Origin of the sequence: Anaerobiospirillum succiniciproducens DSM 6400 (assembly GCF_000482845.1) — a bacterium.
Lineage (GTDB): Bacteria > Pseudomonadota > Gammaproteobacteria > Enterobacterales > Succinivibrionaceae > Anaerobiospirillum > Anaerobiospirillum succiniciproducens.
The window spans coordinates 18,707-43,831 of record NZ_AXWV01000023.1; the positions used below are offsets into that span (position 1 = coordinate 18,707).

At 43.7% G+C, this 25,125-nt stretch carries 16 protein-coding genes; 6 read left to right on the forward strand and 10 right to left on the reverse strand.

Going from position 1 to position 25,125, the window contains the following annotated elements; all coding sequences use genetic code 11:
* The first annotated feature begins 205 nt into the window (after positions 1 to 205).
* Positions 206 to 685: an SsrA-binding protein SmpB gene (smpB, locus tag H524_RS0103870; RefSeq protein WP_027939274.1), complete on the forward strand. Its 480-nt coding sequence runs from the start codon at positions 206 to 208 to the stop codon at positions 683 to 685.
* Between the two features lie 213 nt (positions 686 to 898).
* Here the strand turns inward: smpB and secF are convergent, their stop codons facing one another.
* The 5 genes from secF to queA form a co-directional block, all read right to left on the reverse strand.
* On the reverse strand, positions 899 to 1,843 hold the full coding sequence (secF, locus tag H524_RS0103875; RefSeq protein WP_027939275.1) for a protein translocase subunit SecF: 945 nt from the start codon (positions 1,841 to 1,843) through the stop codon (positions 899 to 901).
* Between the two features lie 15 nt (positions 1,844 to 1,858).
* Positions 1,859 to 3,739 carry a protein translocase subunit SecD gene (gene secD, locus H524_RS0103880; protein WP_027939276.1) on the reverse strand — a complete coding sequence of 627 codons (1,881 nt, stop codon included), beginning with the start codon at positions 3,737 to 3,739 and terminating at the stop codon, positions 1,859 to 1,861.
* Between the two features lie 689 nt (positions 3,740 to 4,428).
* Positions 4,429 to 4,764, reverse strand: a complete 336-nt coding sequence (gene yajC / locus H524_RS0103885) for a preprotein translocase subunit YajC (protein ID WP_027939277.1) — start codon at positions 4,762 to 4,764, stop codon at positions 4,429 to 4,431.
* 695 nt (positions 4,765 to 5,459) lie between these two features.
* The gene (gene tgt, locus H524_RS0103890) at positions 5,460 to 6,581 is read right to left on the reverse strand and encodes a tRNA guanosine(34) transglycosylase Tgt (protein ID WP_027939278.1); all 1,122 of its coding nucleotides are present in this window, start codon (positions 6,579 to 6,581) and stop codon (positions 5,460 to 5,462) included.
* Positions 6,582 to 6,606: 25 nt separating this feature from the next.
* Positions 6,607 to 7,746, reverse strand: coding sequence for a tRNA preQ1(34) S-adenosylmethionine ribosyltransferase-isomerase QueA (queA, locus tag H524_RS14170; protein ID WP_044121448.1), 1,140 nt, complete (start codon positions 7,744 to 7,746; stop codon positions 6,607 to 6,609).
* Between the two features lie 1,539 nt (positions 7,747 to 9,285).
* On the opposite strand from queA, the gene H524_RS0103900 reads away from it, so the two are divergent.
* Together H524_RS0103900 and pntB are read left to right on the forward strand one after the other, a co-directional pair.
* The gene (locus H524_RS0103900) at positions 9,286 to 10,824 is read left to right on the forward strand and encodes a Re/Si-specific NAD(P)(+) transhydrogenase subunit alpha (RefSeq protein ID WP_027939279.1); all 1,539 of its coding nucleotides are present in this window, start codon (positions 9,286 to 9,288) and stop codon (positions 10,822 to 10,824) included.
* Between the two features lie 20 nt (positions 10,825 to 10,844).
* Positions 10,845 to 12,350: a Re/Si-specific NAD(P)(+) transhydrogenase subunit beta gene (pntB, locus tag H524_RS0103905; protein ID WP_027939280.1), complete on the forward strand. Its 1,506-nt coding sequence runs from the start codon at positions 10,845 to 10,847 to the stop codon at positions 12,348 to 12,350.
* A 609-nt stretch (positions 12,351 to 12,959) separates the two neighbouring features.
* Here the strand turns inward: pntB and H524_RS14175 are convergent.
* The 3 genes from H524_RS14175 to cysZ all read right to left on the reverse strand — a co-directional run bounded on the left by H524_RS14175 (position 12,960) and on the right by cysZ (position 16,311).
* On the reverse strand, positions 12,960 to 13,505 hold the full coding sequence (locus H524_RS14175; protein ID WP_052338897.1) for a PTS sugar transporter subunit IIA: 546 nt from the start codon (positions 13,503 to 13,505) through the stop codon (positions 12,960 to 12,962).
* Positions 13,506 to 13,593: 88 nt separating this feature from the next.
* Positions 13,594 to 15,318: a putative PEP-binding protein gene (locus tag H524_RS0103920; RefSeq protein WP_027939281.1), complete on the reverse strand. Its 1,725-nt coding sequence runs from the start codon at positions 15,316 to 15,318 to the stop codon at positions 13,594 to 13,596.
* Between the two features lie 210 nt (positions 15,319 to 15,528).
* Positions 15,529 to 16,311 (reverse strand): sulfate transporter CysZ, encoded by a 783-nt coding sequence (cysZ, locus tag H524_RS0103925; protein WP_052338898.1) that lies wholly within the window; start codon positions 16,309 to 16,311, stop codon positions 15,529 to 15,531.
* Between the two features lie 530 nt (positions 16,312 to 16,841).
* Between cysZ and H524_RS0103930 the strand changes: the two genes are divergently transcribed.
* The 3 genes from H524_RS0103930 to H524_RS0103940 all read left to right on the forward strand — a co-directional run bounded on the left by H524_RS0103930 (position 16,842) and on the right by H524_RS0103940 (position 21,580).
* A complete protein-coding gene (locus tag H524_RS0103930) occupies positions 16,842 to 17,693 on the forward strand; it encodes a cell division protein ZipA C-terminal FtsZ-binding domain-containing protein (RefSeq protein WP_027939283.1) in 852 nt (283 codons plus the stop codon).
* Positions 17,694 to 18,007: 314 nt separating this feature from the next.
* Entirely contained in the window at positions 18,008 to 20,221 is a 2,214-nt protein-coding gene (gene ligA, locus H524_RS0103935) for an NAD-dependent DNA ligase LigA (protein WP_044121450.1), read from the forward strand.
* Positions 20,222 to 20,545: 324 nt separating this feature from the next.
* Positions 20,546 to 21,580 (forward strand): LysR family transcriptional regulator, encoded by a 1,035-nt coding sequence (locus H524_RS0103940; protein WP_027939285.1) that lies wholly within the window; start codon positions 20,546 to 20,548, stop codon positions 21,578 to 21,580.
* Positions 21,581 to 21,964: 384 nt separating this feature from the next.
* On the opposite strand, the gene H524_RS0103950 is transcribed toward H524_RS0103940, so the two are convergent.
* Both H524_RS0103950 and rnhA read right to left on the reverse strand, forming a co-directional pair.
* The gene (locus H524_RS0103950; RefSeq protein WP_169726126.1) at positions 21,965 to 23,011 is read right to left on the reverse strand and encodes a transglycosylase SLT domain-containing protein; all 1,047 of its coding nucleotides are present in this window, start codon (positions 23,009 to 23,011) and stop codon (positions 21,965 to 21,967) included.
* 873 nt (positions 23,012 to 23,884) lie between these two features.
* Positions 23,885 to 24,349, reverse strand: coding sequence for a ribonuclease HI (rnhA, locus tag H524_RS0103955; RefSeq protein ID WP_027939288.1), 465 nt, complete (start codon positions 24,347 to 24,349; stop codon positions 23,885 to 23,887).
* Between the last annotated feature and the right edge of the window lie 776 nt (positions 24,350 to 25,125).

The following is a 25,125-nucleotide window of genomic DNA, read 5'->3' on the forward strand; positions in this document are numbered from 1 at the left end:
TTGGCTCTAGGGCGCATAGATAAGCACTCGCTTAGCACTCTATAGATTAGCACTTGACTAGTGTTCTTTAGATAAGCACTTACTTTGCATCCTTTAGCTAATCCCTCCTCATTGATAGCACCACATAGATGCTCTTGATCCACTCATTGTTGGCTCTGAGCTTGGATAACTATTTGTATATGGTGCTTAGCTCCGAGATTTACTTATGGCTGGTAAAAAGAAAAACGGCAACAACAGCACTGAAATTGCTGTAAACCGCCGTGCAAAACACGACTACTTCATCGAAGAGCGCTACGAGGCAGGACTGTCATTACAAGGTTGGGAAGTTAAATCCTTACGTGCAGGCAAGGCCAATATCTCCGAGGCCTATGTCATGGTCAAAGAAGGACAGGTATTGCTCATTGGCGCTACCATTAATCCACTAAAGACCTCTTGTGCATTCGTAGTGTGCGACCCAACTCGTACCCGTACTCTACTCATGAACCGCCGTGAGATTAATAAGCTCATGGGACAGTCACAGCGCCAGGGTTATACCCTCATGCCGCTGCGTCTATACTGGAAAGGTTCATGGGCTAAGCTTGAGTTAGGACTTGCTCGTGGTAAGCAAGAGCACGATAAGCGAGACTCTATTAAAGAGCGTGAATGGCAGCGTGAGAAGGCTCGCGTCTTCAAGAAAGCTCAGTAGGCTCTACAAACTAAGACACGATCTTAGTCATTTACAACACTTCATAAGAAAAAACCCCGTACAGGCTAATAACTTGTACGGGGTTTGTATTTTTTTAAGACTAAATTTAGCTTTGGCGATCTTTAATCTAAAGGGCGTAGCTACAGTCAAGCTAGGCCCCAAAGTTCATGATCGATCTTCAGATCATGTTCGATCTTTAGTAATGATCGCCTTTTAGTCCATGGTTTCCATTTCGATCTCTTTCTTGTCGATCTTCTTAGGAATGAGGTGCTTACGCTCAATCTTTAATAAAAGAGCCCAAGTAGATGCAACGTAGATAGAAGAGATAGTACCGAAAATAATACCGATAGCTAAAGCTAAGGCAAAACCGAAGATCATGTCACCGCCAAAGATTAACAGGGCGAAAACAGTGATTAAGGTAGTACCTGAGGTGATGATGGTACGAGCTAAGGTCTGAGTTAAAGAAACGTCAAACAGCCTATCCATATCTAAGTCATGAGATAACTTGCTGGCATTTTCACGAATACGATCAAACACCACGATCTTATCGTTCAGAGAGTAACCAACCACAGTTAAAACTGCAGCTAACACGGTAAGGTCGTACTCGATCTGTAAAAATGAGAAGCAACCAATAACGACGATAACGTCGTAAGCAAGTGAAATCACAGCACCAGTAGCCATTCTCCACTCAAAGCGGAATGCAATATAAGCAAGAATAGCGATTAAAGATACCACAATAGCAATTAAGCCACTTTCAACGAGCTCAGCACCAACAGAAGGACCTACGTACTCAGAACGAGTGGTAGTAGCCTCAGGGTCAATCTTTAAAGAAGCAGCCTGAATCTTGTTGGTAACTAACTGCTGATTGATATCCTCCTTTGGAGCTACACGAATCATAACGTCACGAGTAGAACCAAAGTGTTGAACTACACCCTCAATACCCTCAGCTGAGTAAGCCTTACGAACTTGCTCTAAGTCCATTGGATTGGTGTAATGAGTCTCAACTACGATACCGCCAGTAAAATCTAATCCCCAGTTAATGCCCTTAACTGCCATGGAAGCAATAGAGCCAATAACTAAAGCAAGGCACAGAATTTCAACTATGCCTTTGATCTTCATGAACGGGATGACAGTTGTGTCCTTAATAAACTGAAACATTGTCTTCCTGTCCTCTTAAATACTGAGCTTCTTGAGATTCATCTTGCCACCCCAAATGATGTTAACCACAGCACGACATGCGGTAACTGAGGTAAACATAGAGGAGGCCAGACCAATCATAAGTACTAAGGCAAATCCCTTAACAGCACCAGTACCAACCATGAACAGAATCAGAGCGGTAATGAAAGAAGTGATGTTAGAGTCAGCAATGGTACCAAAAGCACGGGCATAGCCCTCGTTGATAGCAACTTGTACCGAGCGTCCTAGGCGTATTTCTTCACGTATGCGCTCATAAATAAGCACATTCGCGTCCACCGCCATACCAATAGTTAACACGATACCAGCCATACCTGGGAGTGTCATGGTGGCACCTGGAACCATGGACATGATGCCCACAACTAATACTAAGTTGAAGAATAAGGCTAAGTTGGCAACAAAACCGAAGGCCTTATAGTACAGAATCATGAAGATACCTAAAGCAGCAAAGCCGTAAAGCATTGCTCTTAAGGAGTTATCGATGTTTTCCTGACCTAAAGAAGGACCAATGGTACGCTCTTCGACAATCTGAATAGGAGCGATCAGAGCACCAGCACGCAGTAATAAAGCGAGGTTATGAGCCTCACGAGCTGAGTCGATGCCAGTAATACGGAAGTTAGAGCCTAAACGTGACTGAATAGTAGCAACGTTAATGATCTGCTCAACCTTCTTGAACTTTGGCTTGTAACCTGGCTGACCTGGCTTTGGAGCATTAGGGTCGGTGTTTTCAACTACCTTGAACTCAATAAAGTTAGTAGCCATGGCCTTGCCCACATTGTCCTTGGTGAACTCGGACATAATGGAACCGCCACGTGCATCAAGGGAGATGTTAACTTGTGGACGACCATTCTCATCGGTAGATGAAGATGCATCAACGATGTGGTCACCAGTTAAGATCACACGCTTTTCTAATACCACAGGGTAGCCATTCTTATCTTCATGCAACTCAGTGCCTGGAGGAATGCGGCCTTGAGATGCAGCATTCAGATCAGCGTTGGAGTTAACTAAGCGGAACTCTAAGGTAGCAGTGGCACCTAAGATTTCCTTAGCACGAGCAGTATCCTGAACACCAGGAAGCTCAACTACCACACGCTCAGCGCCTTGACGCTGAATTAAAGGCTCTGCCACACCCAGCTCGTTAACACGGTTACGCAGAATGTTAATGTTCTGATCAACGGCGTTAGTACGGATCTGTGACAGACGGGCCTCAGTCATGGCTGCCTTAATGTAGAAGGAACCATTGCGCTCAAAGTTTTGGAAAACGAAGTCGCGGTGATTCTTCTTTAACAGCTCAGCAGCGCTGTCACGAGTAGCAGCATCACGGAATGAGATAACTACATCATTGCCTTCAGCGCGAGCACCGGTTAAACGCAGATTGTTCTGACGCAGCTCATTGCGCAGATCAGAAACAAGCTGAGTTCTCATCTTCTTCATGGCTTCGTCCATATCCACTTCCATTAAGAAGTGAACACCGCCACGCAGATCAAGACCGAGCTTAAGTGGATTCATACCTAAGGCACGCATAAAGGCCGGAGTAGCCGGAGCGAGGTTTAAAGCGCTGATATAGCGATCGCCTAAGTAAGACTGAACCAGATCTTTTGCCATGATCTGCTCGTCAGTATTGCTAAAGCGAATTAACAGCTGACCCTGCTCATCCAGCTCATAAACACCCTTGATGTTCTTGCTGTTAAGCAGATTTTCAACCTCTGCAGCGACCTCTTGAGAAACCGGATTACCGTTAGTGCCAGAAACCTGCAGTGCAGGATCCTCACCGTAAATATTTGGAAGAGCGTAGAAGAAACCTATTGCGATAGCCGCAAAGATTAAGAAGTTCTTCCACCAAGGAAATTTATTTATCACGTTTTATCTCAAAAGCTAGCTTCGTGACATGGTAAGGACTGGCTTTACTAAAGACAGTACATGAATAGCCTCGGGAGCTAAAGATGTACTCATCTGAAGCTAAATGCCATACCTTTTTTCAAGACAACTAGTAGTAATTAAAGTCTCAAACATCATTCTTTTCCTAATAAGAATGTATCTTATGCACTTAACCCTTTTCTAGCTGCTTCGCTGCAGTAATATAGCTTTAAGCTGCTTTAAGCAACTCAAGCATCCTGCAACCACCCCGATAAGGCCCATGAACACCTACACGAGGATTTAAATCATTAGCTCCCGATAATAGACATCGGATGCTTATTTTTTGTGAGCCTACATAGTAGGCTTTGGATCTGACACTTTACAACCTTGAAAGACTTAACACTCTGTTAATTGTGCATATTAGACAAGGCAGGTAATGTGCAACATCCAAATACCACTAAAAACAACAAACCTTGTAATACCTGAATTAGCTGCTTTAACCTGTGGCTTAAGCGCTCATCCTGTCTTACAAGGTCTGCTTGCTCATAGCATTTAAGTTACTTCTCCCTACACCCATGGCCATCAGGTGCAGTTGTACACAATCGCACGAGCGTCTTACACAACGCACGAGGCATGTATACAGTTGATCTGATTAGCTTAACTAAGTGCATGGTAGTAACTTATAAAGAATCTTACATTGACTCGATAGTGCCCTTTGGCAGCACAGCAACAATGTAGTTACGCTTCATCTGCATGACAACTTCACCGCCAACGTTAACCATGACGTACTCTTTGTTGTCTGGGAGCTTAACAACCTTGCCAGCGATACCGCCGTTGGTTAAAACCTCATCGCCAACAGACAGGCCGTTGAGCAGGTTCTGCATTTCCTTACGCTTCTTGTTGTTTGGACGCATAACGAAGAAGTAAACAGCGAGCATACAGACAACCAGAATGATGAGCATGCTCATATCGCCACCTGGTGGTGGAGCGGCACCTTCTGCAGCGTATGCACTTGAAATAAAGTCCATTTCGATTCCCTTTCAAAGATTAAAGACAAAAATAATTAGAACACATAAATAGGCTGATCTACTAAAACCTACTTATGGGCAACCAAGCTACTATGGCCTTTATATGTTGCCTATGACCTTGGTATGAGCATAAATACACAATCATACCAAGAAAAACCCGGGGCAAATGTAGCAAAGTACAAATCACTGCGTCACTCTATCTGCCACCAAGCCAATAAGTTAGCTCGAGTAAGAATCTTAGTTTTTCAAGCTCCGATTCTGTATTTAATGAGCCACTTAGCTTTAGCCCTTGTTCTATTAGAGGACTTAAGCATTACACGCTCAAGCACTAACTAGGTCAACTAAACCAAGCCCCATATTCTATTATGAATCTGCTAAAAAAGACATGTATAAGCCTAAGTAGACATCACACATTGAGTTAATCTTTAGCAAAATGAGACCTTAAAAACCATCACTTAACCACAATTACCCTGCAAACCTTGCAAGTATCCACACTTATACACAAAGTACCATACAACCAATCTCTGTGTATGGTAGCTAACCACTTACAAGAGTGACCATCTAAGACTAGTCAAAAAGTGCTCACTGTGGCCAAGTTACGAAAATAGGTTAACCTTGATACGCAGTAACCCCATGGGCTTGCCCATGGGAGTTGGTCAGATTTTGGGTATTTAAGGTCAAGACAAATAGCACTCTTAGTACTCAATACGATCGCCAAGCTGCTGAGCCTTGTAGTACTCATCGGCAAACTTCTCTAAAGTACCTGCATCAATAGCTGCACGAATATCAGCCATAAAGTGCTCATAGTAATGGAGATTATGAATAGTGTTCAGATGAGCTCCTAAAATCTCATTGCACTTATCAAGGTGATGTAAATAAGCCTTAGAGAAGTTACGGCATGTGTAGCAATCGCAATTTGGATCGAGTGGAGAAGTGTCCATACGATACTTGGCATTACGAATCTTCACTACACCCTGAGAGGTGAATAAGTGGCCGTTACGTGCATTACGTGAAGGCATTACGCAGTCGAACATATCCACGCCATGCAGTACACCCTCAAGAATATCCACAGGACGACCTACGCCCATAAGATAACGAGGACGATCCTCTGGCATGATTGGAGCGATGTGAGATAAAGCCTTATACATCACAGGCATTGGCTCGCCTACGGCTAAACCGCCGATAGCATAGCCATCAAAGCCAATATCAGTAAGGCCCTTTAAAGAAGCCTCACGTAAGCCCTCATCGGTACCGCCTTGAATAATACCGAAAAGATTGTTCTTATTGCCTAAACGATCAAACTCATCACGACAGCGGCGTGCCCAGCGCAGTGACAGCTCCATAGCCTCACGCATACGCTTTTGCTCAGCTGGCAGAGCGATACACTCATCAAACTGCATCACAATGTCAGAGCCAAGATCATATTGCACTTGCATGGAGATCTCAGGAGATAAGAAGAGCTTAGAGCCATTAATTGGATGGCGGAACTGTACGCCCTCTTCAGTTACTTTGCGAATGCCAGATAAAGAGAAGACCTGGAAGCCTCCTGAGTCAGTTAAGATTGGCTTATCCCACTTCATAAAGTCGTGCAGATCGCCATGAGCCTTAATGACATCAGTACCTGGTCTTAACCACAGGTGGAAAGTGTTACCTAAAAGAATGTCAGCACCGAGCTCGCTTACGTGCTCAGGGCGCAGACCTTTAACAGTACCTAAAGTACCTACAGGCATAAATGCTGGAGTACGAACAATGCCACGCTCAAAGTGGAGTTCGCCACGACGTGCTTTACCGTCACGCGCTAAAATCTTAAAGTCCATAATCTAAGTAATACTTTGCTTGTAGTTATTCTTTATTCTTTGGGAAGCCATCAGCTGCCAACGCCTCTTGAGCTGTACATGAAGGAGGCAGATCCATATTTTCAGTACGCTTAGTAATGAACATACAATCACCGTAACTGAAAAACTTATACTGCTCACTAACAGCATGCTCATAGGCGTGCAGAGTGTTTTTATAACCTGCAAATGCACACACGAGCATAATGAGAGTTGACTCAGGTAAATGGAAGTTGGTGATAAGAGCATCTACCACACGATACTTATAACCTGGGTAAATAAAAATAGAAGTATCGTCATTAAACTTGGCGATCTCATCTTTGCAGCCATGCTTTTGTGCATATAAAGCAGCGCTTTCTAATGAGCGAACTGCAGTGGTGCCAACGGCAATAACACGGCCACCTCTTTTATGAGTCTCAATCACCTTATTGGCAGTATCTTGAGACAGCTGCACATACTCACTGTGCATATGATGTTTGAGAATGTCATCCTCGCGCACCGGCTGGAAAGTACCTGCACCTACGTGCAAGGTAACAAAAGCCATATCAATGCCGTAAGCTCTCAGATCATCAAGCTGCTTTTCATCAAAGTGCAAACCTGCAGTTGGTGCTGCGACAGCACCTGGCTCACGAGAGTAAACCGTCTGGTACCGTTCACGATCTTCTTGCTCATCCGCACGCTCAATATATGGAGGAAGCGGAATATGACCTACATCATCCAAGATAGGCAAAATCTCGTATTCATCTTCACAGCTAATGTGGAAGAGATCGCCGTTTCTACCTAGGACGTTGAGCACGTACTTATCTAAACCATGTGCATCAGTTACGTAAAGCTTTGATCCAGCCTTTGGTGACTTTGAGGCTTTAATATGAGCTAATGCTTGCTTAGGATTTAAGATACGTTCAATGAGGAACTCGCACTTACCGCCAGTATCCTTTCGTCCGTAGATACGGGCCGGGATAACCTTGGTATCGTTAAAAACAAGCAAATCACCAGGCTTTAAATAAGACTTCAGATCGATAAAGATCTTATCTTCAGTAGCACCTGAATTGCCGTCAAGACATAGCATGCGACAGGCAGTGCGCTCCTTAGATGGGAAATTGGCGATAAGCTCTGTAGGCAAATCGAAGTTAAAATCGCTGCGTAACAATTGTTCACCCTGATGCTTAAACGGGGGTCAATGATCTTATATAAGCAATTGAGCACTGCCACCACTCAATCAAACTAAGCTCCGACCTAACATCTTTAAAAGGACTTATGTCTTAATAACTTAAAGACAGCCTCAATCTTAGATATCTGCTTTAACCACTCTGCATATATATACAGTACAGACTCTGATCTTTTAGGCCTTCATCCAAATTAACACTTAGTTCAGCTTATATAGCACTAGAGCGCATCAGTAACGGATCGATAGTCAAAATCAGCAAGCTCATGATCCTGTGATCTTGTAGATACAAACAAATGTAATTTATCGCCCCTGCGCCCTTTTGATCTCTAAATCGAAATCAAGCGATTTTAACACAAAAGACATCTCACAAACGCCATTTTTAGGCACTATCAAGCTGTGATCTTGAGGATAAAGTAATTAACCTACGTCGTAACTTGCCAGGGATGCGCATTGTCCATGCTTTTATAGCCGTATTCAATGCAAAAACTTCAAAAGCCCACGCCATTGCTAAGAACAATTAACCGAAACAAGCTACTAGCAACACCAAAGCTAATACCATAAAACTAGTGGCACTCCTCTCTGATAAGTCCATAAGAGCACAGGTAGACTTTTTAGTGTCACGATCGCCATTTTGATATGACATGTAAATCTAAGTTGGTAGTTTTAACTTAAATTAGCGTTCTAAAGAGTGCCTTTTGATAAGCTCTTTGTCTTTCTTTATAGCTGCCAAGTCAGATGTAGCAACAAATTACTAAGCATAATTAGCGCTTTGTAAAACCATTGTTCACTTATGAGATCTAGCCGAAAGTTCAGAACTTAAAACTGTGCCATAATGTCTTGTTGTCACTATGATTAAGGCAAAGTTTGATTTAGATCACTCTTTAAAAAGATTTGACATAGTTTTAGAGCGAAATCGCCCCAAAACCACGTTCAAAACATACCCTTTTTAGATGCCTTGTCATAAGATCACGCCGCATTATCAAAGCAGTGACCTCACTCTTGGCAGAGTAAGGTTTAAAGCTTAACTAAGAGTTTTACATCTTGTTTAAGTGATCGCCAGTAGAGCAACGGACTTATGGCCCTATGGCCTATTAGTCTCGAGGACTATAAGTCCATTGCTCTTGAGCATTCATTGAGCTTGGTCTAGCAACATTTAGTTTTGTCTAGCTAAGCTATAAATTTGATACTACATTTTGCGTTGCATTTTGCCGCTTGAATATGAGTGACCCTAAAGAAGTGCACTTAATGATGTTTTGGCCTTGTGTCGATCATTGTTAGATGCATGCTCTTAAGGTTTGCAAAGTAAGATTTGACTAAGCAAGCTCTCGATCATGATTGCTTGCAAAACACGCCTTTTATTTTGTGTGCTTGCTCTAAATCTGACTTTAAAAATCTTGCTGTTTGCCGCGCTTCGTAGCATCATTTCCAGATGTAATTTTCTTGCTGACTTATTAAGTCAGAAACCGTTAGTCATTGACTTTGGTAAGAAGTAAAGTAATTCATTTTTAACAGGAAGAAGCCATGCTGATAGGTATTCCAAAAGAGAGCTTGAAAGGCGAGACAAGAGTGGCCGCCACTCCTGATACCGTAACCAAGCTCATCAAGTTGGGCTTTGAGGTTGCAGTTCAGTCCGGTGCCGGTGCCGACGCCAGCTTTGACGACGCTGCCTATAGCGCTGCAGGTGCAAAGGTTGTTCGCGGTCGCGAAGTTTGGTCAAGCGACATGATCTTCAAGGTCAATGCACCAACCGACGATGAAATTAAGCTTATGAAAGAGGGTCAAACCTTAGTAAGCTTCATCCGTCCTGCACAGAATCCTGAGCTCGTACAGAAGCTCAACGAGAAGAAAGTCAATGTCCTGGCAATGGACATGGTCCCACGTATCTCACGTGCACAGGCTTTGGACGCTCTGTCATCCACTGCTAACATTTCTGGTTACCGTGCTGTTATCGAAGCTGCTCACAACTTCGGTCGTTTCTTCACTGGTCAGGTTACCGCTGCTGGTAAGGTTCCTCCAGCAAAGGTACTGGTTATCGGTGCAGGTGTAGCAGGTCTGGCCGCTATCGGTGCTGCTCACTCATTAGGCGCTATTGTTCGCGCATTCGATACCCGTCTTGAAGTTGCCGACCAGATTAAGTCAATGGGCGGTGAGTTCTTAAAGTTAGACTTTAAGAATGAAGAAGGCGGTTCATCTGACGGTTACGCAAAGGTAATGTCTGATGAGTTCATCAAGGCTGAGATGGAGCTCTTCGCTGCTCAGGCTAAAGATGTAGACATCATCATCACTACCGCTGCTATTCCAGGCAAGAAGGCTCCACGACTCATTTCTAAGGAAATGGTTGAGTCCATGAAGCCAGGTTCAGTTATCGTTGACCTTGCTGCTGCAACTGGCGGTAACTGCGAACTGACCCAGGAAGGCAAGATTCACGTTACCGAGAATGGCGTTAAGATCATCGGTTACTCCGACTTAGCATGCCGTCTGCCAGCACAGTCTTCACAGCTGTACTCCACCAACTTAGTAAACCTCGTTAAGATCCTCTCTAAGAACAAGGATGGCAACATCGACATCGACTTTGAAGATGTGATCTTACGTAACATGAGTGTTACTAAGCAGGGCGAAATCACCTTCCCACCTCCACCAATCAGCGTTTCTGCCGCTCCTGCACAGCAGGCTGCTGCAGCTCCTGTTCAGAAGGTTGAGCAGCGTCAGATTTCAAATACCTTTAAGGGCACTGTTGCAGGTATCTTCCTCGTTCTGTTCGCTCTTATTGGTCTGTTTGCCCCTGAGAAGTTCTTACCACACTTCACCGTATTCGTACTGTCATGTGTAGTAGGTTACTACGTAGTTTGGAATGTTACCCATTCTCTGCATACACCTTTAATGGCTGTTACTAACGCTATTTCAGGCATTATCGTTGTTGGCGCTCTGCTCCAGATTAGCTCTGGCAGCTTCATCATCGCCTTATTTGCATTTATCGGCGTTCTCATCGCTTCCATCAACATCTTCGGTGGATTTGCTGTAACTCGCCGTATGCTGGCTATGTTCAAGAAACAGGCATAAGGTTCAGGAGAATATAAAAAATGGTAGCAGGTCCAATTCACATGGCCTATATTTTGGCCGCTCTGCTCTTCATCGCAGCCTTAGCTGGCTTATCTAAGCAGGAAACTGCTAAGTACGGTTGCTTATCCGGTATGTTCGGTATGGGCATCGCACTGCTTGCAACCTTTGCTCAGGTAGAAACCGGTCTTGGCTTCGGCTTAATCGTCGTAGCTATGATCATCGGTGCTGCAATTGGTATCTACGTTGCTCAGCGTGTAGCAATGACCCAGATGCCAGAAATGATTGCATGTCTGCACTCATTTGTAGGTTTAGCTGCTGTATTAGTTGGTTTCAACTCTTACTTCGAGTTAGGCGCTGTTGCATCTGACGCTGTTTCTATCCCTGTTGGCGCTTCTCAGGCAACTATCGTTGCTATGATGGAAGCTGCTGAGCAGGCTGCAGCTGCAGCTGGCCACGCTGCTGAGATGACCTCTGGTGAGTTAAACACCCACCTTATCGAGATCTTCTTAGGTATCTTCATCGGTGCTGTAACCTTCACTGGTTCTATCGTTGCTTACGGTAAGCTCAACGGTACCTTTAAGTTACGCGTATTCAAGTCAGCACCTTTAATGCTGCCTGGCGGTCACTACCTCAACCTGGCTGGCATCATCGTATCCGTACTGCTCTGCGTATGGTTCATGGCTGCTGATACCCCATCCATCATCCCACTCGTTCTGATGACTCTTATCGCATTTGCCTTTGGTGTGCACTTAGTTGCTGCTATCGGTGGTGCTGATATGCCAGTTGTTATCTCAATGCTGAACTCATACTCAGGTTGGGCTGCAGCTGCATCAGGCTTCATGCTGTCAAACGACCTCTTAATCGTTACTGGCGCATTAGTAGGTTCCTCAGGTGCTATTCTGTCTTACATCATGTGTAAGGCTATGAACCGCTCCTTCATCTCTGTTATTGCTGGTGGCTTCGGTAACGAAGGTGCTGCTGCAGACTCCGACGAGGAAATCGGCGAGTACCATGAGTTAAAGGCTGTTGAAGTTGCTGATCTGTTAAAGAACTCTTCTTCAGTTATCATCGCTCCAGGTTACGGTATGGCTGTATCACAGGCTCAGGCTGCTGTTGCATCCTTAACTGAGAAGTTACAGGCTCGTGGCACCACCGTTCGCTTCGCTATTCACCCAGTAGCAGGCCGTTTACCTGGTCACATGAACGTATTACTTGCTGAGGCTAAGGTTCCATACGATATCGTTCTTGAAATGGATGAAATCAATGATGACTTCGAAGATACCGATACCGTACTCGTTATCGGTGCTAACGATACCGTAAACCCAGCCGCTTTAGAGAATCCAAACTCCCCAATCGCTGGTATGCCAGTTCTTGAGGTTTGGAAGGCTCGCAACGTAGTTATCTTCAAGCGTTCTATGAATGCTGGTTACGCCGGCGTACAGAATCCATTATTCTTCAAGGATAATTCATTCATGTGCTTCGGCGATGCTAAGAAGACTGTTGAAGAGATCGTTGCTAACATCTAATCTTCAGCTTTCATAGCAATTTAAAGCCAGTCTCTAATGAGGCTGGCCTAGAAAAAAGCCTGTCATTTGACAGGCTTTTTTCATTTCACCAACCCCAAATCATCAATAGCTCCAAGCTCTATAACTACCTTCCTAAAATCGACAAAGTACATTCTGCTTTTTTATCAGAAAGTAGATATCTTAAGGCCATAGCTGTAAGCCCCCCTTACCTTAGCTTTAGAGCACACGATAGCAGCGCACAGAAGGCTTATGCAAGTTTTGAGTTTGCGGCAGAAGTCTATGAAAAAGCTCAAAAACAGGCTAAAAAACTAAAGATTAATAATGAGGCCCCAGATCAAAAATCTAAAGAAGAATGAGCGCAGCAATGAATTGGCTATACCTGAATGAGTGCGTGGCTCAGCAATAAGCTGCAATGAACTGATAGTGGCTGCTAGACGCAGCTTGAGCATGATGCTGCTGTGTGGGATATGAGGGGTATTGATGCAGCTGTATGGGGATACGATGAGTATTGATGCAACTGTATGGGGATACGATGGGTATTGATGCAGCTGCGTGCTGTAGATGTGGTTATTGAGATAAGCGCAGCTGCTTAGTTTACAAGGAGGCTTGTTAGTGCTTAAGGTTAATCCAAATTGCAGCACTTTGACCCGCAGTGACCTTGCCTGAGGCAGGAACTACCTTATCAAGCTTGCCTGAGGAGCGTATTACAATCATGGACACGATGGTGGACTTAAGTCTCTGAGAGAGTGTGCGTAAGTCTGCAATGAGTACGACATCGCCTTTCTTAACTTCATCGCCAATGGCCATCTTTACAGTAAAGCCTTCACCTTGAGTCTCCATGGACTCAACGCCAAAACTTACATAGACCTCTAGACCATTCTCCATACGCACTGCAAACGCATTCTTAGTTGGCAGCAGTCGCGAGATGATGCCATCACAAGGAGCAACAACTGATTCGCTCTCTGGCACTACTGCAACGCCCTCACCCATTACCATTTCTGAGATCACGATATCAGGGACATCACCTAGCGGCATCAAAGTACCAGAGACTGGAGCATATAAAGTAACATCAGCATTTACATTAACAACTGGTGCCTCATAAGATGCAGAAGAACTGCCCTCGGAGCGTTTGAATAATTGCGAGAAGAAACCCATTTAATATTCTCCGTTGTTAACTCTTATCAAATGGTAAAGGCCTAGAAAGCTATAGGCATGATGAAAGTAGTACTTGTATGTTGATTCTTTAGGCAGAAGCGTTATCTTGGAAGATAAGATCATGCAGCTCACGGGCTGATGAGGCCTCCATAACCTGAGCATAGACTTCATCTTTAAACACAGGAGTAGCGCCGTTATCGGTGAGTTTTTGTAACTCCTTTCTGACACTCTGCAGTGAGGTGGCATCTGTGGTGATATAGCTTACACCTAATGAGAGGAACAATGGTAATAGCTCAGTACGACGTGCAAAGCGACCAGCCATACCTACTTTTACTCCCTCATCGCGAGCTGCCTTACAGGCAATAGCAATCATCTTTGCTAAGGCAGGAGTGAAATACTCCTCAGGTGGACGAGGTGCAGCAGCATACTCAGATAAAGAACTAGTGCCGATAACGAACATCTCGCCAAAAGCAGCAAAAGCACGTGCAGAGAGCACAGCAGCAGGAGTTTCAATCATTAAGGCAGGATGAGGATTGCCAATTGGCTTATTCTCAGCTTTTAATTCAGCTACAGCCTCATCAATTAAGCCACGTAATGAACGAGCCTCACCAATACGAGTGATCAGCGGGAAGACGATATAAATCTCTCTACCTACAGATGCAAGCAACATGGCCTTAATCTCATCTTTAATGAGCTTAGAGCCAACCTTTGCGCCGTATTTACGTAAAGCACCGCTTTCATCTAACTCGACACTAAATAACGGTTGCTTATCGCCTGCAAAGTCAAAGGTTCGAGCAGTTAAAGGGGCTTTCTTTGGTACGCGATTAAAGATAGCGCTGAAAGTTGCCACCATCTCGTCTACAGTTGGACGATGGTGATAGCTTAAAAAGAGGAATTCTGAACGTAACAGACCTAGTCCGTGGTTAATGCAACGGGCCATATGGTCAACTTCACCAATAGCGCCTAAAGAGCCAGCTACGGTTACGGCTGGATTGTCCTCAATAACCACATCGTTTTCTTGCGCAGTGTAGTAGTCTTGCTGCTCAATTAAGGAACGAGCTGCCTCTTGTGGAGGAGAAACTAAAACGGTACCACGGGTAGCATCAACTAAGAGGTCTTCACCATTTTTAATGGTTAAAGCGCCTTTAACCTCATATACAGCAGGAATGCACAAATCTCTTAGCACTGTGCCTAAGTGACCAGAGGCCTGCCCTCCTTCAAGCACCACAGCTCTTACCATATCGGTACGTAAAGCGAGGAAGCGAGCTGGGCTTAAATCGTTGGCAATAATGACGCTTGGACGATTGAGCTTAGGCACATCATCATTAGCGCTTGGAGAGGCACTAATGGTACCAATGAAGTCGCGCATTAAAGAGCGCAACTCATTGGAAGACACTTGCATCTCCCAATCATCTTCTTGATCTTGTAATGACTTGTGCTCATTATCCTCATCATCAAAAGAGGCTGCTTCTGAAAAACGAGCAATCTTTGGTAAAAGCACGCTTTTAGCGGCATCTAATGCGCTATTGCCATCATAGATAAGAGCATCGATCTCATTGATGTTAGCGTTATTAGTGATGTATGAAGCTACAGCACCAAAGAGGTCACGTACTTTATCTGGAACTGTTCCGTTTGCAGCATTATTGAGCTTAGCGGCAAAGTCGCGGCTAGCTCGACGATACTTAAGGCACTCATCAGAGGCACTAAAGGTTGCAACTACATCAACTGAATGAGCCTCAGACCCGTCAGATAGTACATAAGCAACGCCCTCGCTTACGCCCTCTGATACAGTCACTCCAGACATGGTATACATTGCAACCTCCTAAAACGCTGCCCATAGACACAAACACACTGCAAAGAAAAGATTCTTTGAGCGTCATTGCCGCAATTAATGTACTAACTATGCCTTGTGCTTACAAAAGCCAATATCTAAATACAGTGCTTTCAACAGCTTAAAAGTAATTTAGGCACTATGTCTTAGCTTAGTACATCATTATAGGCATGTAGTCTATCTTACCAGCATTTAGCGCATCACAGAATCTATAGAAAAACGCTTTTGCATTTCTACATAGTATCGAGCGCCCGCACACACAGCTGCAGGAGGAAGTAGCAAGTTTAATACAGGGATGCTCATGCCTAATGAAATTAAGGCACCAAAAGTAAAGGTAGCAAGACGCTGATGGCTTAGCTCCTGACGCATCTGCTTAAATGGAATCTTGTGGTTATCGTATGAATAGTCCACATATTGAATACCGATCATCCATGCGGCTAATAGGAACCAAGCAAAAGGTGCTAAGAGATTAACCACAGGGATAAAAGAAATCACGACACAGACTAATAAGCGTGGCAGATAGAAGCCTAATTTTTGAAGTTCGCGCTTTAAAATACGAGGCACATCTTTAATGATGGCAGCAAATCCCTCATCGCCATCAAGCGCATTCTCACCGCGAATTAAAGACTCAGCCTTTTCAGCAAGCAAGCCATAAAAAGGAGAGGCAATGATGATCGCTACCATAGAAAAGATGTAGACGAAGACAAAGCCAATCGATAAAAAGAGAATCAGCTGAATTAAATAGGCAAGAGCGGATAAAAACTCTGGCAAAGCATTTACATAGCTCTCAAGGAAGCTGTAAATAACGTTAAAGAGCAGATAGCCTCCAGCTGAAAGCACCACGATATTAATGAGGATCGGTATGATTACATACAGACGGCATTCAGGTGTTAAGGCAAGTCTAAAGCCCTCCTGAATGTAATTAAACATGCTTGAAATTCCGATTTCAGAATTACCTATCGCTTGATTGCTCATTGCCCCATACTCCTGCGTGACCAAATCTAGACAGCTTTTACCATCATCAACTTATCAGCATTAAACCATCACTACTTATAGCAAGTGCCAAGCAGTGACCTATCTTAATGTGAGCTAAAGATTAGCCTATATGTCTTTGCTAAAACTTAGTTAAAGTCTCTTTTCTGACTAAATGCACCAAATCGTACCCACTATCTTGCTTAACTTAAGGCTACATCACATTTAAATGAACTAAATCCCCATAAGCTAAGAGCTGCATTCACGATTAAGTCAGTCATGTTGCGCTTAAGAACCATATGGCTTTGGATATTAGTGTTGATTGACGCAATTCTTTGTCCCTAAGAATTGGCTTAATTATTTAGGTTATAATGACCGGACACATGTGGAGCGCTTATGTAAGCGCGTTAGTGGAACTATTCTTTAGTCTCCTACTAGCTTTTTCTTGCTCCTAGCATCTTTATTGATGACCTATCTTGTGGTTTAATCAGCTCCCTACTTAGCCGTTGTGTTTTTTGCATTAGAGGTATCAGATGTCTTCATTCACCGACCCAAGCTCCATTGTTTTGATTGTGGGTGCTGTATGTATATTCCTCTTTATAATGCACGGACTATGGTTCTCAGGTAAGCCACAAAACCGCCGTCTTAAGAAGAACAACAAGCGCGATCAAGAACTCTCTAAGTCTGAGCACGTTGGCAAAGTACGTATCGTTACTGCTGACACCCCAAGCTCTGATAAAGCTGATGACATGGACATCGAGCCAATTAACAGCCCATCAGCTAAACATCAAGCGCATAAAGTATCACTACCATATGACTATGATGACAGCATTGGTGGCTTAAAGAACAATGCCTCTGTAAGCGTCAACAACATGAAGAAAGCTGCTGCTGATGCTGGTATTGAAGAGGTTAACCTGTCTAAAGGCAACAATGGCCGATCCACTCCTTTAAGTGTTTACGAGATTATCTTATCTGCTGAGCCTGGTAAGCCTTATTTAGGCGAGGACATCGAAGAGCTGTGCAATCAATACGGCTTCATTCAGGGCTTTATCAAAGACAATCTTAAGATTTACTTTGTCTATGAAAACGCCTCTACTAAGGAAAATGAGGTATTCCGTATCTGCTCTATGGAAGCGCCATATTACTTCCCTGAGAATATGCAGAACTATCAGACCTCAGCTATTGCTCTTTATATGAGTCTGCCTGCTAAGGGTAAGGGCTTTGCCTACTTTAAGGCCTTACGTATGGCTACTGAAATCTTCATCAATCGTCTTGGTGGTCGTATTGAAGACCAGCATCGCCGCCCACTTGAGGCTAGCCACTTAGATGCAATTGCAGCAGAGCTGCAAGACTACGATGAGGGTTTGAACACTATTGGTAGCTAACTAAAGCTTAGTTACTGACTTCCTAACGCCGCAGATACTGCGGCGTTTTCATATCTGCAAACGTAAGATGACCAAAGCATTTTATAGTCAGGCAAAGCAGCCATAGACAGATAAGCTAGGAAATTTTTGCGTTACACGTACTTTCACACTTAGGCGTTGTAACATGTACTCTTACGTTAGTAGTTAACTACTGATACTCGCCATTATGGACGAATAATCAATCAGCAGCTGTTGCACTTGCCAAGCATTAACTATCAGCTTAGCGCTGTCTCTAATTGCACTGCTGCTTAGTCATGCACTCTGAGGTTTTTTGGATGAACGATCTACTTTCTTTGATTGAAGCTCAGAACGAAGAGCCAACTTACGAGAACTATCGTGAGCTTGTTGAGAAGCTCAACCGCTATGCAAAAGCTTACTATGTTCTTGATAACCCTATCGTTCCTGATGCTGAGTACGATCGTCTATATCGTCAGCTTGAGGAAATCGAGGCCAAGACTGACTTTAAAGATGCCGACGCTCCAACAAGACGTGTTGGTGATGGCCTCTTAAATACCTTTGCCCCAGTTGCGCACAAATTCCCGCTCATGTCCTTAGGCGATATCTTCAATGATGAAGAACTGAGCGCTTTTAACAAGCGTATGTTTGAGTCATCTGGCTCTGAGGTCGAGTACTGCGTAGAGCCAAAGCTCGATGGCTTGGCTGTTTCCATCATTTATGAAAAGGGCATCTTAGTTCGTGCAGCAACACGTGGTGATGGCACCACTGGTGAAGATGTGACTGCTAATGTCAAAACCATTCACTCTATTCCTTTAAAGCTGAGCTTACTCACTAAAGAGCAGCGAGAGTCTTTAGGCATTCAAGATGAATTTGCTGCTCAAAAGATTCCTGACTATTTAGATGTTCGTGGCGAAATCTTTATGCCACGCGACGGTTTTAAAAAGTGGAACGAAGAGGCATCTAAGCGCGGCCAAAAAACCTTTGTTAACCCACGTAATGCTGCAGCTGGTTCTTTACGTCAACAAGATCCAAAGATTACTGCCTCACGTCCGCTCACCTTCAATGCTTACTATATTGGTCAGTGCTACATGGATGATGAGCCTGAGTCTTTAAAAGAAGGTGGCCTTGATTCTAGGTCATCAGACTCTACTATCATGCCGCACACTCAGTATGGCCGTCTGCAGTACGTTAAGAGCTTAGGTTTACCGGTAAATCCTCTTATTCGAGTAGTGCGTGGCCTTGAGGGCTTAAGAGAGTTCTACAACGACACTGGTGCACAGCGTCCATCCTTAAACTACGACATCGATGGCACCGTACTTAAGGTCAATAGCATAGAGATGCAAGAAGAGATGGGCTTTACTGCTAAAGCTCCTCGCTGGGCTATTGCCTATAAGTTCCCACCTGAAGAAGAGATGACCAAGCTTTTGGCCGTTAACTTCCAAGTAGGACGTACGGGTGTAGTAACCCCTGTTGCCCGTCTTGACCCTGTATATGTAGGCGGCGTAACCATCTCTAACTGCACACTGCACAACGAATCTGAGATCAAGCGTTTAGGCATTAAGGTTGGCGATATGGTTATCGTCCGTCGTGCCGGTGACGTAATTCCACAGATTGCAGGTGTTGTCTTAGAAAAGCGTGAAGGCGCTACCCTAACTGATGTGGTGTTCCCAAGCGTTTGCCCTGAGTGCGGTTCTGCCTTAGAGCGCGAGGGTGATGGTGTAGCCTACCGTTGTACCGGTGGCCTATTCTGCCCATCACAGCAGCGTCAGGCTATCGAGCACTATGTAGAGCGTGCTGCTATGGATATCGATGGCTTAGGCGAGCGTTTGGCCGAGGCTTTAATCGATCAGCAATTCATTCACAACATTGCCGATTTATACACTCTTACTGAAGATAAGCTTGAAAAGCTATTAGTTGAGTCGGCAAGCAAGGATGAAGAGAGCAAGACTCGCTTCTTAGGCAAGACTGTAGCTAAGAAGCTCATTGCTAATATCGATGGTTCAAGAAAGCGTCCTTTAAACCGCTTCATCTATGCTTTAGGTATTCGTGAAGTCGGCACCACCACTGCTAAGATCCTTGCCTCTAATTTCCGCACCATTCAGGATTTAATGGCCGCTGACGAGAAGAAGCTGCAGAGCATTCCAAACATTGGCTCAGTAGCCGCTCGTTACATTGTCGATTTCTTTAAAGAAGAACATAACATCACTGTTATCGATCGTCTTATCAACGAGGCTAAGTTAGAGCTCAGCGAGTGCGAACAAGTTAGCGATATGAACGCTGACAATAAGCCATATTTAGGCAAGACTTTCGTACTTACTGGCACCTTAGCTACCTTAAAGCGCGATAAGGCTAAAGAGCTTTTAGAGTCTTTAGGCGCTAAAGTCTCAGGTTCTGTTTCTAAAAAGACCTTTGCTGTGGTTGCAGGTGAAGAGGCTGGATCTAAGCTTGATAAGGCAAATGAGCTTGGCATTACTGTCTACAGTGAAGAAGACCTTTTAAACATTCTCAAAGAGAACAACATCACTATCTAAAGCTCAGGCAAGCTCAAGCCCAGACTGTGCAACCTACCGCAAGGCTAGCTCAGGCAAACTCAAGCTCAGTCTGTGCGGCCAAGCTAAAGGCTTTCTCAGTCTCCGCCTGTGCGGCCAAGCCAAAAGCTAAGGATAGCTAAGGCTAGGCGACTAAGTCTGTATGGCTACCCAAATTAATAAAGGTAGCCTAACAGCGCCGACCTCTAAAGGTATGCGTTTACATTGGCGTTTTTGCGCAAACGTTGATGGTATACGCTTTAATTGGCATTTTTGCGCAAACCCTGATAGTTTGTGTGGCCCTTTTTCTAGTTTGGAGTTGTCTTAATGCAAGTACAACAGCTTCGCTACTTCATTTGTTTAGTAGATAAGCATAGCTTTACCGAGGCAGCTAAAGAGTGCTTTATCACTCAGCCTGCTCTATCTATGCAAATTAAGAACTTAGAAAAAGAGCTTGATGTTACCTTGATTAACCGTATTGGTCGCAGCTTTGAAGTGACTCCTGCAGGTAAGCTTTTGTATGATCGCGCAGGACACATCCTCAAAGAGGTCGAGGAGCTCACTGAGAAGGTTCAAAGAGTAAACCGCAATCTTGGCTCTACGCTACGACTAGGCCTGCTCTCCTCAATGGATAAAGACAAGATGCCGGGTAGGCTTAAAGAGCTGGTGCTTAATCGTACTGGCCTGGAGCTTTCTATCATCTATGGTTCTCATGATGAGCTCTATGAGCAATTTGGTAACGGTTGCATTAATGCCTTCGTCTCAGATGGTCAGCGTTTGAGTGGTAGTGAGTCTTTTTCTAGTATCAAGCTCTTCTCATCTAAGATGTATGCAGAGATCTCGCATTCTACAGACATCCCACACTCTGGCGTATCCAAGCTTAAGCTTGATGTTGATGAACTTAATAAGTTAAAGCTCTTTACTGTATGTGAAGAAGAGCATTTGCTTGATGAGCAGTTCTCTTTAATACAGATGCTGCATCTTACTAATGAGGTGCAAATTGAGGCCGTATCATCCATAGCAGAGGGCCGCAAACTTATTTTGCAGAGGCCAAACTCTGCTCTTATCATTGATAGATCTCTACTTAGAGGAGACTATCAGGCATCCAATAAAACTTTCCGCTATGAGCTAATCTATCAAAACAAGGCGGTCAAAAAGCCACTGTGTTTGTACGCTCGTAAAAACATTAACTTCAATGAGCTCAAAGAGATTTGCACGATCTTAACTGAGATGGGCTCTAAGCGTGGTCGTGTCTATAATAGCGATGATCTGTTAGAGCGCAATCTCTCTAACAACCGTATGAGCACTGACGATACTTCGTCTCATGTCCTTACCTACACTGGCCATCAAATCCCGCTGTAATCAGTACCATCTGCGATCTTATCTCTTGTAGCACCATATCCCACAAGATCACGCACACTTACAGGTTCATAAGATCGCATCAGTGCCTAGGCTAATAAGAACGCCATCTTGTATATGGTCATAAGATCGCATCAGTGCCTAGGCTAATAAGATCGCAATCTTGTATATGGTCATAAGATCGCATCTGTGCCCAGGTTAATAAGATCGCCATCTTGTATATAGTCATAAGATCTAAGAGCTGACAAAGGCAAAACTTCTTGATGACTATTGATTTAGGTTGCCTAAAAACAAAAAGACCCAGGATCATGTTGGTGATCCTGGGTCTTTTTTTTTGTTGGGCGGGTAAAAGCCATATATCGCTTCTACCTACCTTGCTAGCTTTGTTTAGCCATTAGTGTGAGGCTTGTGCTTAGCAACCTTAGTATAGGCCTTACCAACAGGAGAGCCGCTTACTAAGCCTAAAGCCTGCTCAAACTGCAGAGCATGCTCTGATGGAATTAACAGACCACGGTGGCTCTCAGACTTTAAAGAGTCGGTTAAGAAACCTGCATTGAGGTGCTTTAAATCATCAAGTTCAACACCTGCGATCTTAGCAGCCTCTGACATGGAGTGCACGCGATCGCCAATTGCAACACGCTTGAAAGCGATACGGTTATCTACCTCAGGGTGTGATACACCGAAAGCCTCAGGCTCTTGTAAGATTGCTGCATAGGCTCTAAAGCGCTTTAAGTAAGTACGAGCACCACGAGTCAGTGGTAAATTCTCAGCACTTAAGTTCTTAACGCCATTACGCTTAGCTGCACGAATTGCCTTCTTTACGCCAAACTCACCCTGATTGTAGCCAATTAAAGCTAATTCCCAATCTTGGTTGAGCTCTTTGTACAGGTGCTCTAAATAAGATAAAGAGGCCTGAGTAGAAGTAACAAAGTCGTAAAACTCGTCATAATGAGAGGTGACTTTAAGGCCAAAGCTCTTACCAGTACGGCGCATAAACTGCCATGGGCCGTGGGCACCAGCATAGGAGCGAGCACGAACCTTAAAGCCGCTCTCTACAAGAGGAACAGCTGCAAGCTCGGCTGGCAGATTGCGAGCCTCAAGCTCAGTGAGCAGGTAATGCATAAAGATCTTGGCGCGATCCATATGAGACTCAAAGGAACGGGCCAGTTTCTTAGCTTCACGCTTTTCAGAGTCACTAAGCTTAATCTTTAAAGTAAAACGATCATCAGCAAAGAGATCGCTCTCCCATAAGGAGCCGTAATCCTTAGATGGGTTAAATAAGAGCTCTTCAGCGCTCTTAGTTACTTGAGTAGCTTCAGTTACATTTGCTACTTCAGATTCAGAAGATTTCTTGTCGATATAGCTATCAGTAGTACAGCCGGCGACAAAGAACAGGATTGAGCTGAGAAAAACAATAAAGGTTTTCTTAATCATTCCACCATCACTTGGCATAAATGCCATTTGTTTAACACGCAGCAGTCCAATTTATCTCTTTGAAAACGCATTAAGGTGAGCACGTAACTCGACCCAAAAGAGAAGATAAGGACTGTAAAAAAAGCATCCCAAAGCTTTTTCAATCAGTACTTGGCAAAAGAAGTTTGACCATTAAGTACTGTGAATTTGAACTTTGAGAACCTCGTGCTCTTTTGGTTTGTCGCATCTTAGTCTTGAAAAAACATGACAAACTTAGCGCAAGCTATTTTTTAGCTTAAAAGTAACTTTCAAGCTCTAGATTTACGCTAGAACACCTGGTTGTATCAGCATTGGCGCGAAATTAAACTCTTTTAGCTACACAAGCACCTTTACATACACGGTAAAAAGTTTTGAATGCAAACCTTTCATTTGTATTCAAATCCCTGCATGTTTTGCACTAAAGGCATGTTTTAGAAAAAAAACTACCCTAAGTGCTTTAGCGCAATGAGCTAAGCAGCTTGTAAACAGCTTGTGATTGTTATTGAAGCTGAAAATTCGCGTAATGAACTGTACATGCGTGCTTGAGACTGTGTGTCTGCTCATTTAATAAGAGCAGAGCTGCCCTCAAGCTAATAGTGGTTTAATGCAAGAGCCCAACTAATCGTTAAACTAACTAAGCCTTAAATTAAACCAAGTCGCACGATGCGACTAAAATCCAATTGAAAGACAGGAAACCTCGATTAGGTTCCTCATTGAAATGCTCTTATCCTGCATGCGTAACAGGTGATGAACCAAATATGGATCATCCAAGAGCTTAATTCCCTTAGTAAAGTCTTTTGTAAAGCTTTAGAGTTTCAACACCTTAAGAAAGGAAAAGATACTGTAACCATATCTTTAAGGGGTGGTATCGTCCTTTTGTAAAGGAGCGTTTTGACCTGAAGCAGCAGTACGGGCAAGTTCATCGCAGCGTTCATTCTCAGCGTGACCTGAATGACCTTTAACCCAATGCCACTGAACATTGTGTCTTGCAACCAGCTCATCAAGCTGCTTCCATAACTCAACATTCTTCACAGGTTGCTTAGTTGAAGTAAGCCACCCATTTCTCTTCCAGCCATGTATCCAAGAAGAGATACCATTCTTAACGTATTGACTGTCGGTAGTAATATGTACCGCACAAGGCTCTCTTAGACAGCCTAGAGCTGCTACAACTGCAAGGATTTCCATGCGATTGTTAGTGGTTCTTTCATAACCGTTAGACAGCTCTTTCACCATGTTCTTATACTTTAGTACCGCACCATAGCCACCAGGGCCAGGATTGCCAAGACAAGAACCGTCAGTGAAAACAAAAACTTCTTTCATCCGATACTCTCATAAAAAGATTCCGCATCGGACCTATAACCACGCCAAACGGCAATACCACAGCCATCAGGCGACGTCCGCAACCTTAAAAAGGGTAGCTGGAGCGATACCAAAGCTCTACATCAGCTTTTATGCGGTGAAAAACCCAGTTTAAAGATTCAATATGCTCACAAAACGCGTTAGGCGTTTTTGGGTTTAGCAAGATGTTTCCCTGCATTTACTAAATCGTGGGCACCAAGCTCAGTTTTAATAAACGTGGTCAACTTTTGCCATTAAAAGGCTCTAAAGGTTGTGTTAAAAGTAACACCCCATTGAATCGGTTTGCATTATAACAAAAGACACTCTATTACCCTAACAAAACGCTATAAAATGCGCCGCTTAATGCTATCACTAGTATACAAGACAAATGGCTTATATATAACGTTTTATCGCAACTCATAAAAACAAAATAACGTATCTAGTCTAGATACAAAACTTAGGTCATTTAAAGACACTAAGCGCTTATCTATCGCGTTTAAAATGAGATATACATCATATTTTCAAAGAATCGTCAGATCAACTTGGGAACTTTTTTGAAAAAAAGATCGTTTATCTGATCAACTTTATCGCCAATGCCCTCTTTTGTATTCATTTTGGTGAACGTTTCACGAAAGCACTCTTTTTTAGACACTATAAAACAGATAAAACCCGATATATATCGTATCCGATAACAAAAGCAAAAAAATTGTAACTTTGCAATACCCACATTTTGCTTGCCACCACTGAGCGACAAAGCC

Coding starts and splice junctions, on each gene's coding strand:
- smpB (WP_027939274.1), top strand. CDS start 206: ATGGCTGGTAAAAAGAAAAACGGCAACAACAGCACTGAAATTGCTGTA.
- secF (WP_027939275.1), bottom strand. CDS start 1,843: ATGTTTCAGTTTATTAAGGACACAACTGTCATCCCGTTCATGAAGATC.
- yajC (WP_027939277.1), bottom strand. CDS start 4,764: ATGGACTTTATTTCAAGTGCATACGCTGCAGAAGGTGCCGCTCCACCA.
- tgt (WP_027939278.1), bottom strand. CDS start 6,581: ATGGACTTTAAGATTTTAGCGCGTGACGGTAAAGCACGTCGTGGCGAA.
- H524_RS0103900 (WP_027939279.1), top strand. CDS start 9,286: ATGCTGATAGGTATTCCAAAAGAGAGCTTGAAAGGCGAGACAAGAGTG.
- pntB (WP_027939280.1), top strand. CDS start 10,845: ATGGTAGCAGGTCCAATTCACATGGCCTATATTTTGGCCGCTCTGCTC.
- H524_RS14175 (WP_052338897.1), bottom strand. CDS start 13,505: ATGGGTTTCTTCTCGCAATTATTCAAACGCTCCGAGGGCAGTTCTTCT.
- H524_RS0103920 (WP_027939281.1), bottom strand. CDS start 15,318: ATGTATACCATGTCTGGAGTGACTGTATCAGAGGGCGTAAGCGAGGGC.
- cysZ (WP_052338898.1), bottom strand. CDS start 16,311: ATGAGCAATCAAGCGATAGGTAATTCTGAAATCGGAATTTCAAGCATG.
- H524_RS0103930 (WP_027939283.1), top strand. CDS start 16,842: ATGTCTTCATTCACCGACCCAAGCTCCATTGTTTTGATTGTGGGTGCT.
- ligA (WP_044121450.1), top strand. CDS start 18,008: ATGAACGATCTACTTTCTTTGATTGAAGCTCAGAACGAAGAGCCAACT.
- H524_RS0103940 (WP_027939285.1), top strand. CDS start 20,546: ATGCAAGTACAACAGCTTCGCTACTTCATTTGTTTAGTAGATAAGCAT.
- H524_RS0103950 (WP_169726126.1), bottom strand. CDS start 23,011: ATGATTAAGAAAACCTTTATTGTTTTTCTCAGCTCAATCCTGTTCTTT.
- rnhA (WP_027939288.1), bottom strand. CDS start 24,349: ATGAAAGAAGTTTTTGTTTTCACTGACGGTTCTTGTCTTGGCAATCCT.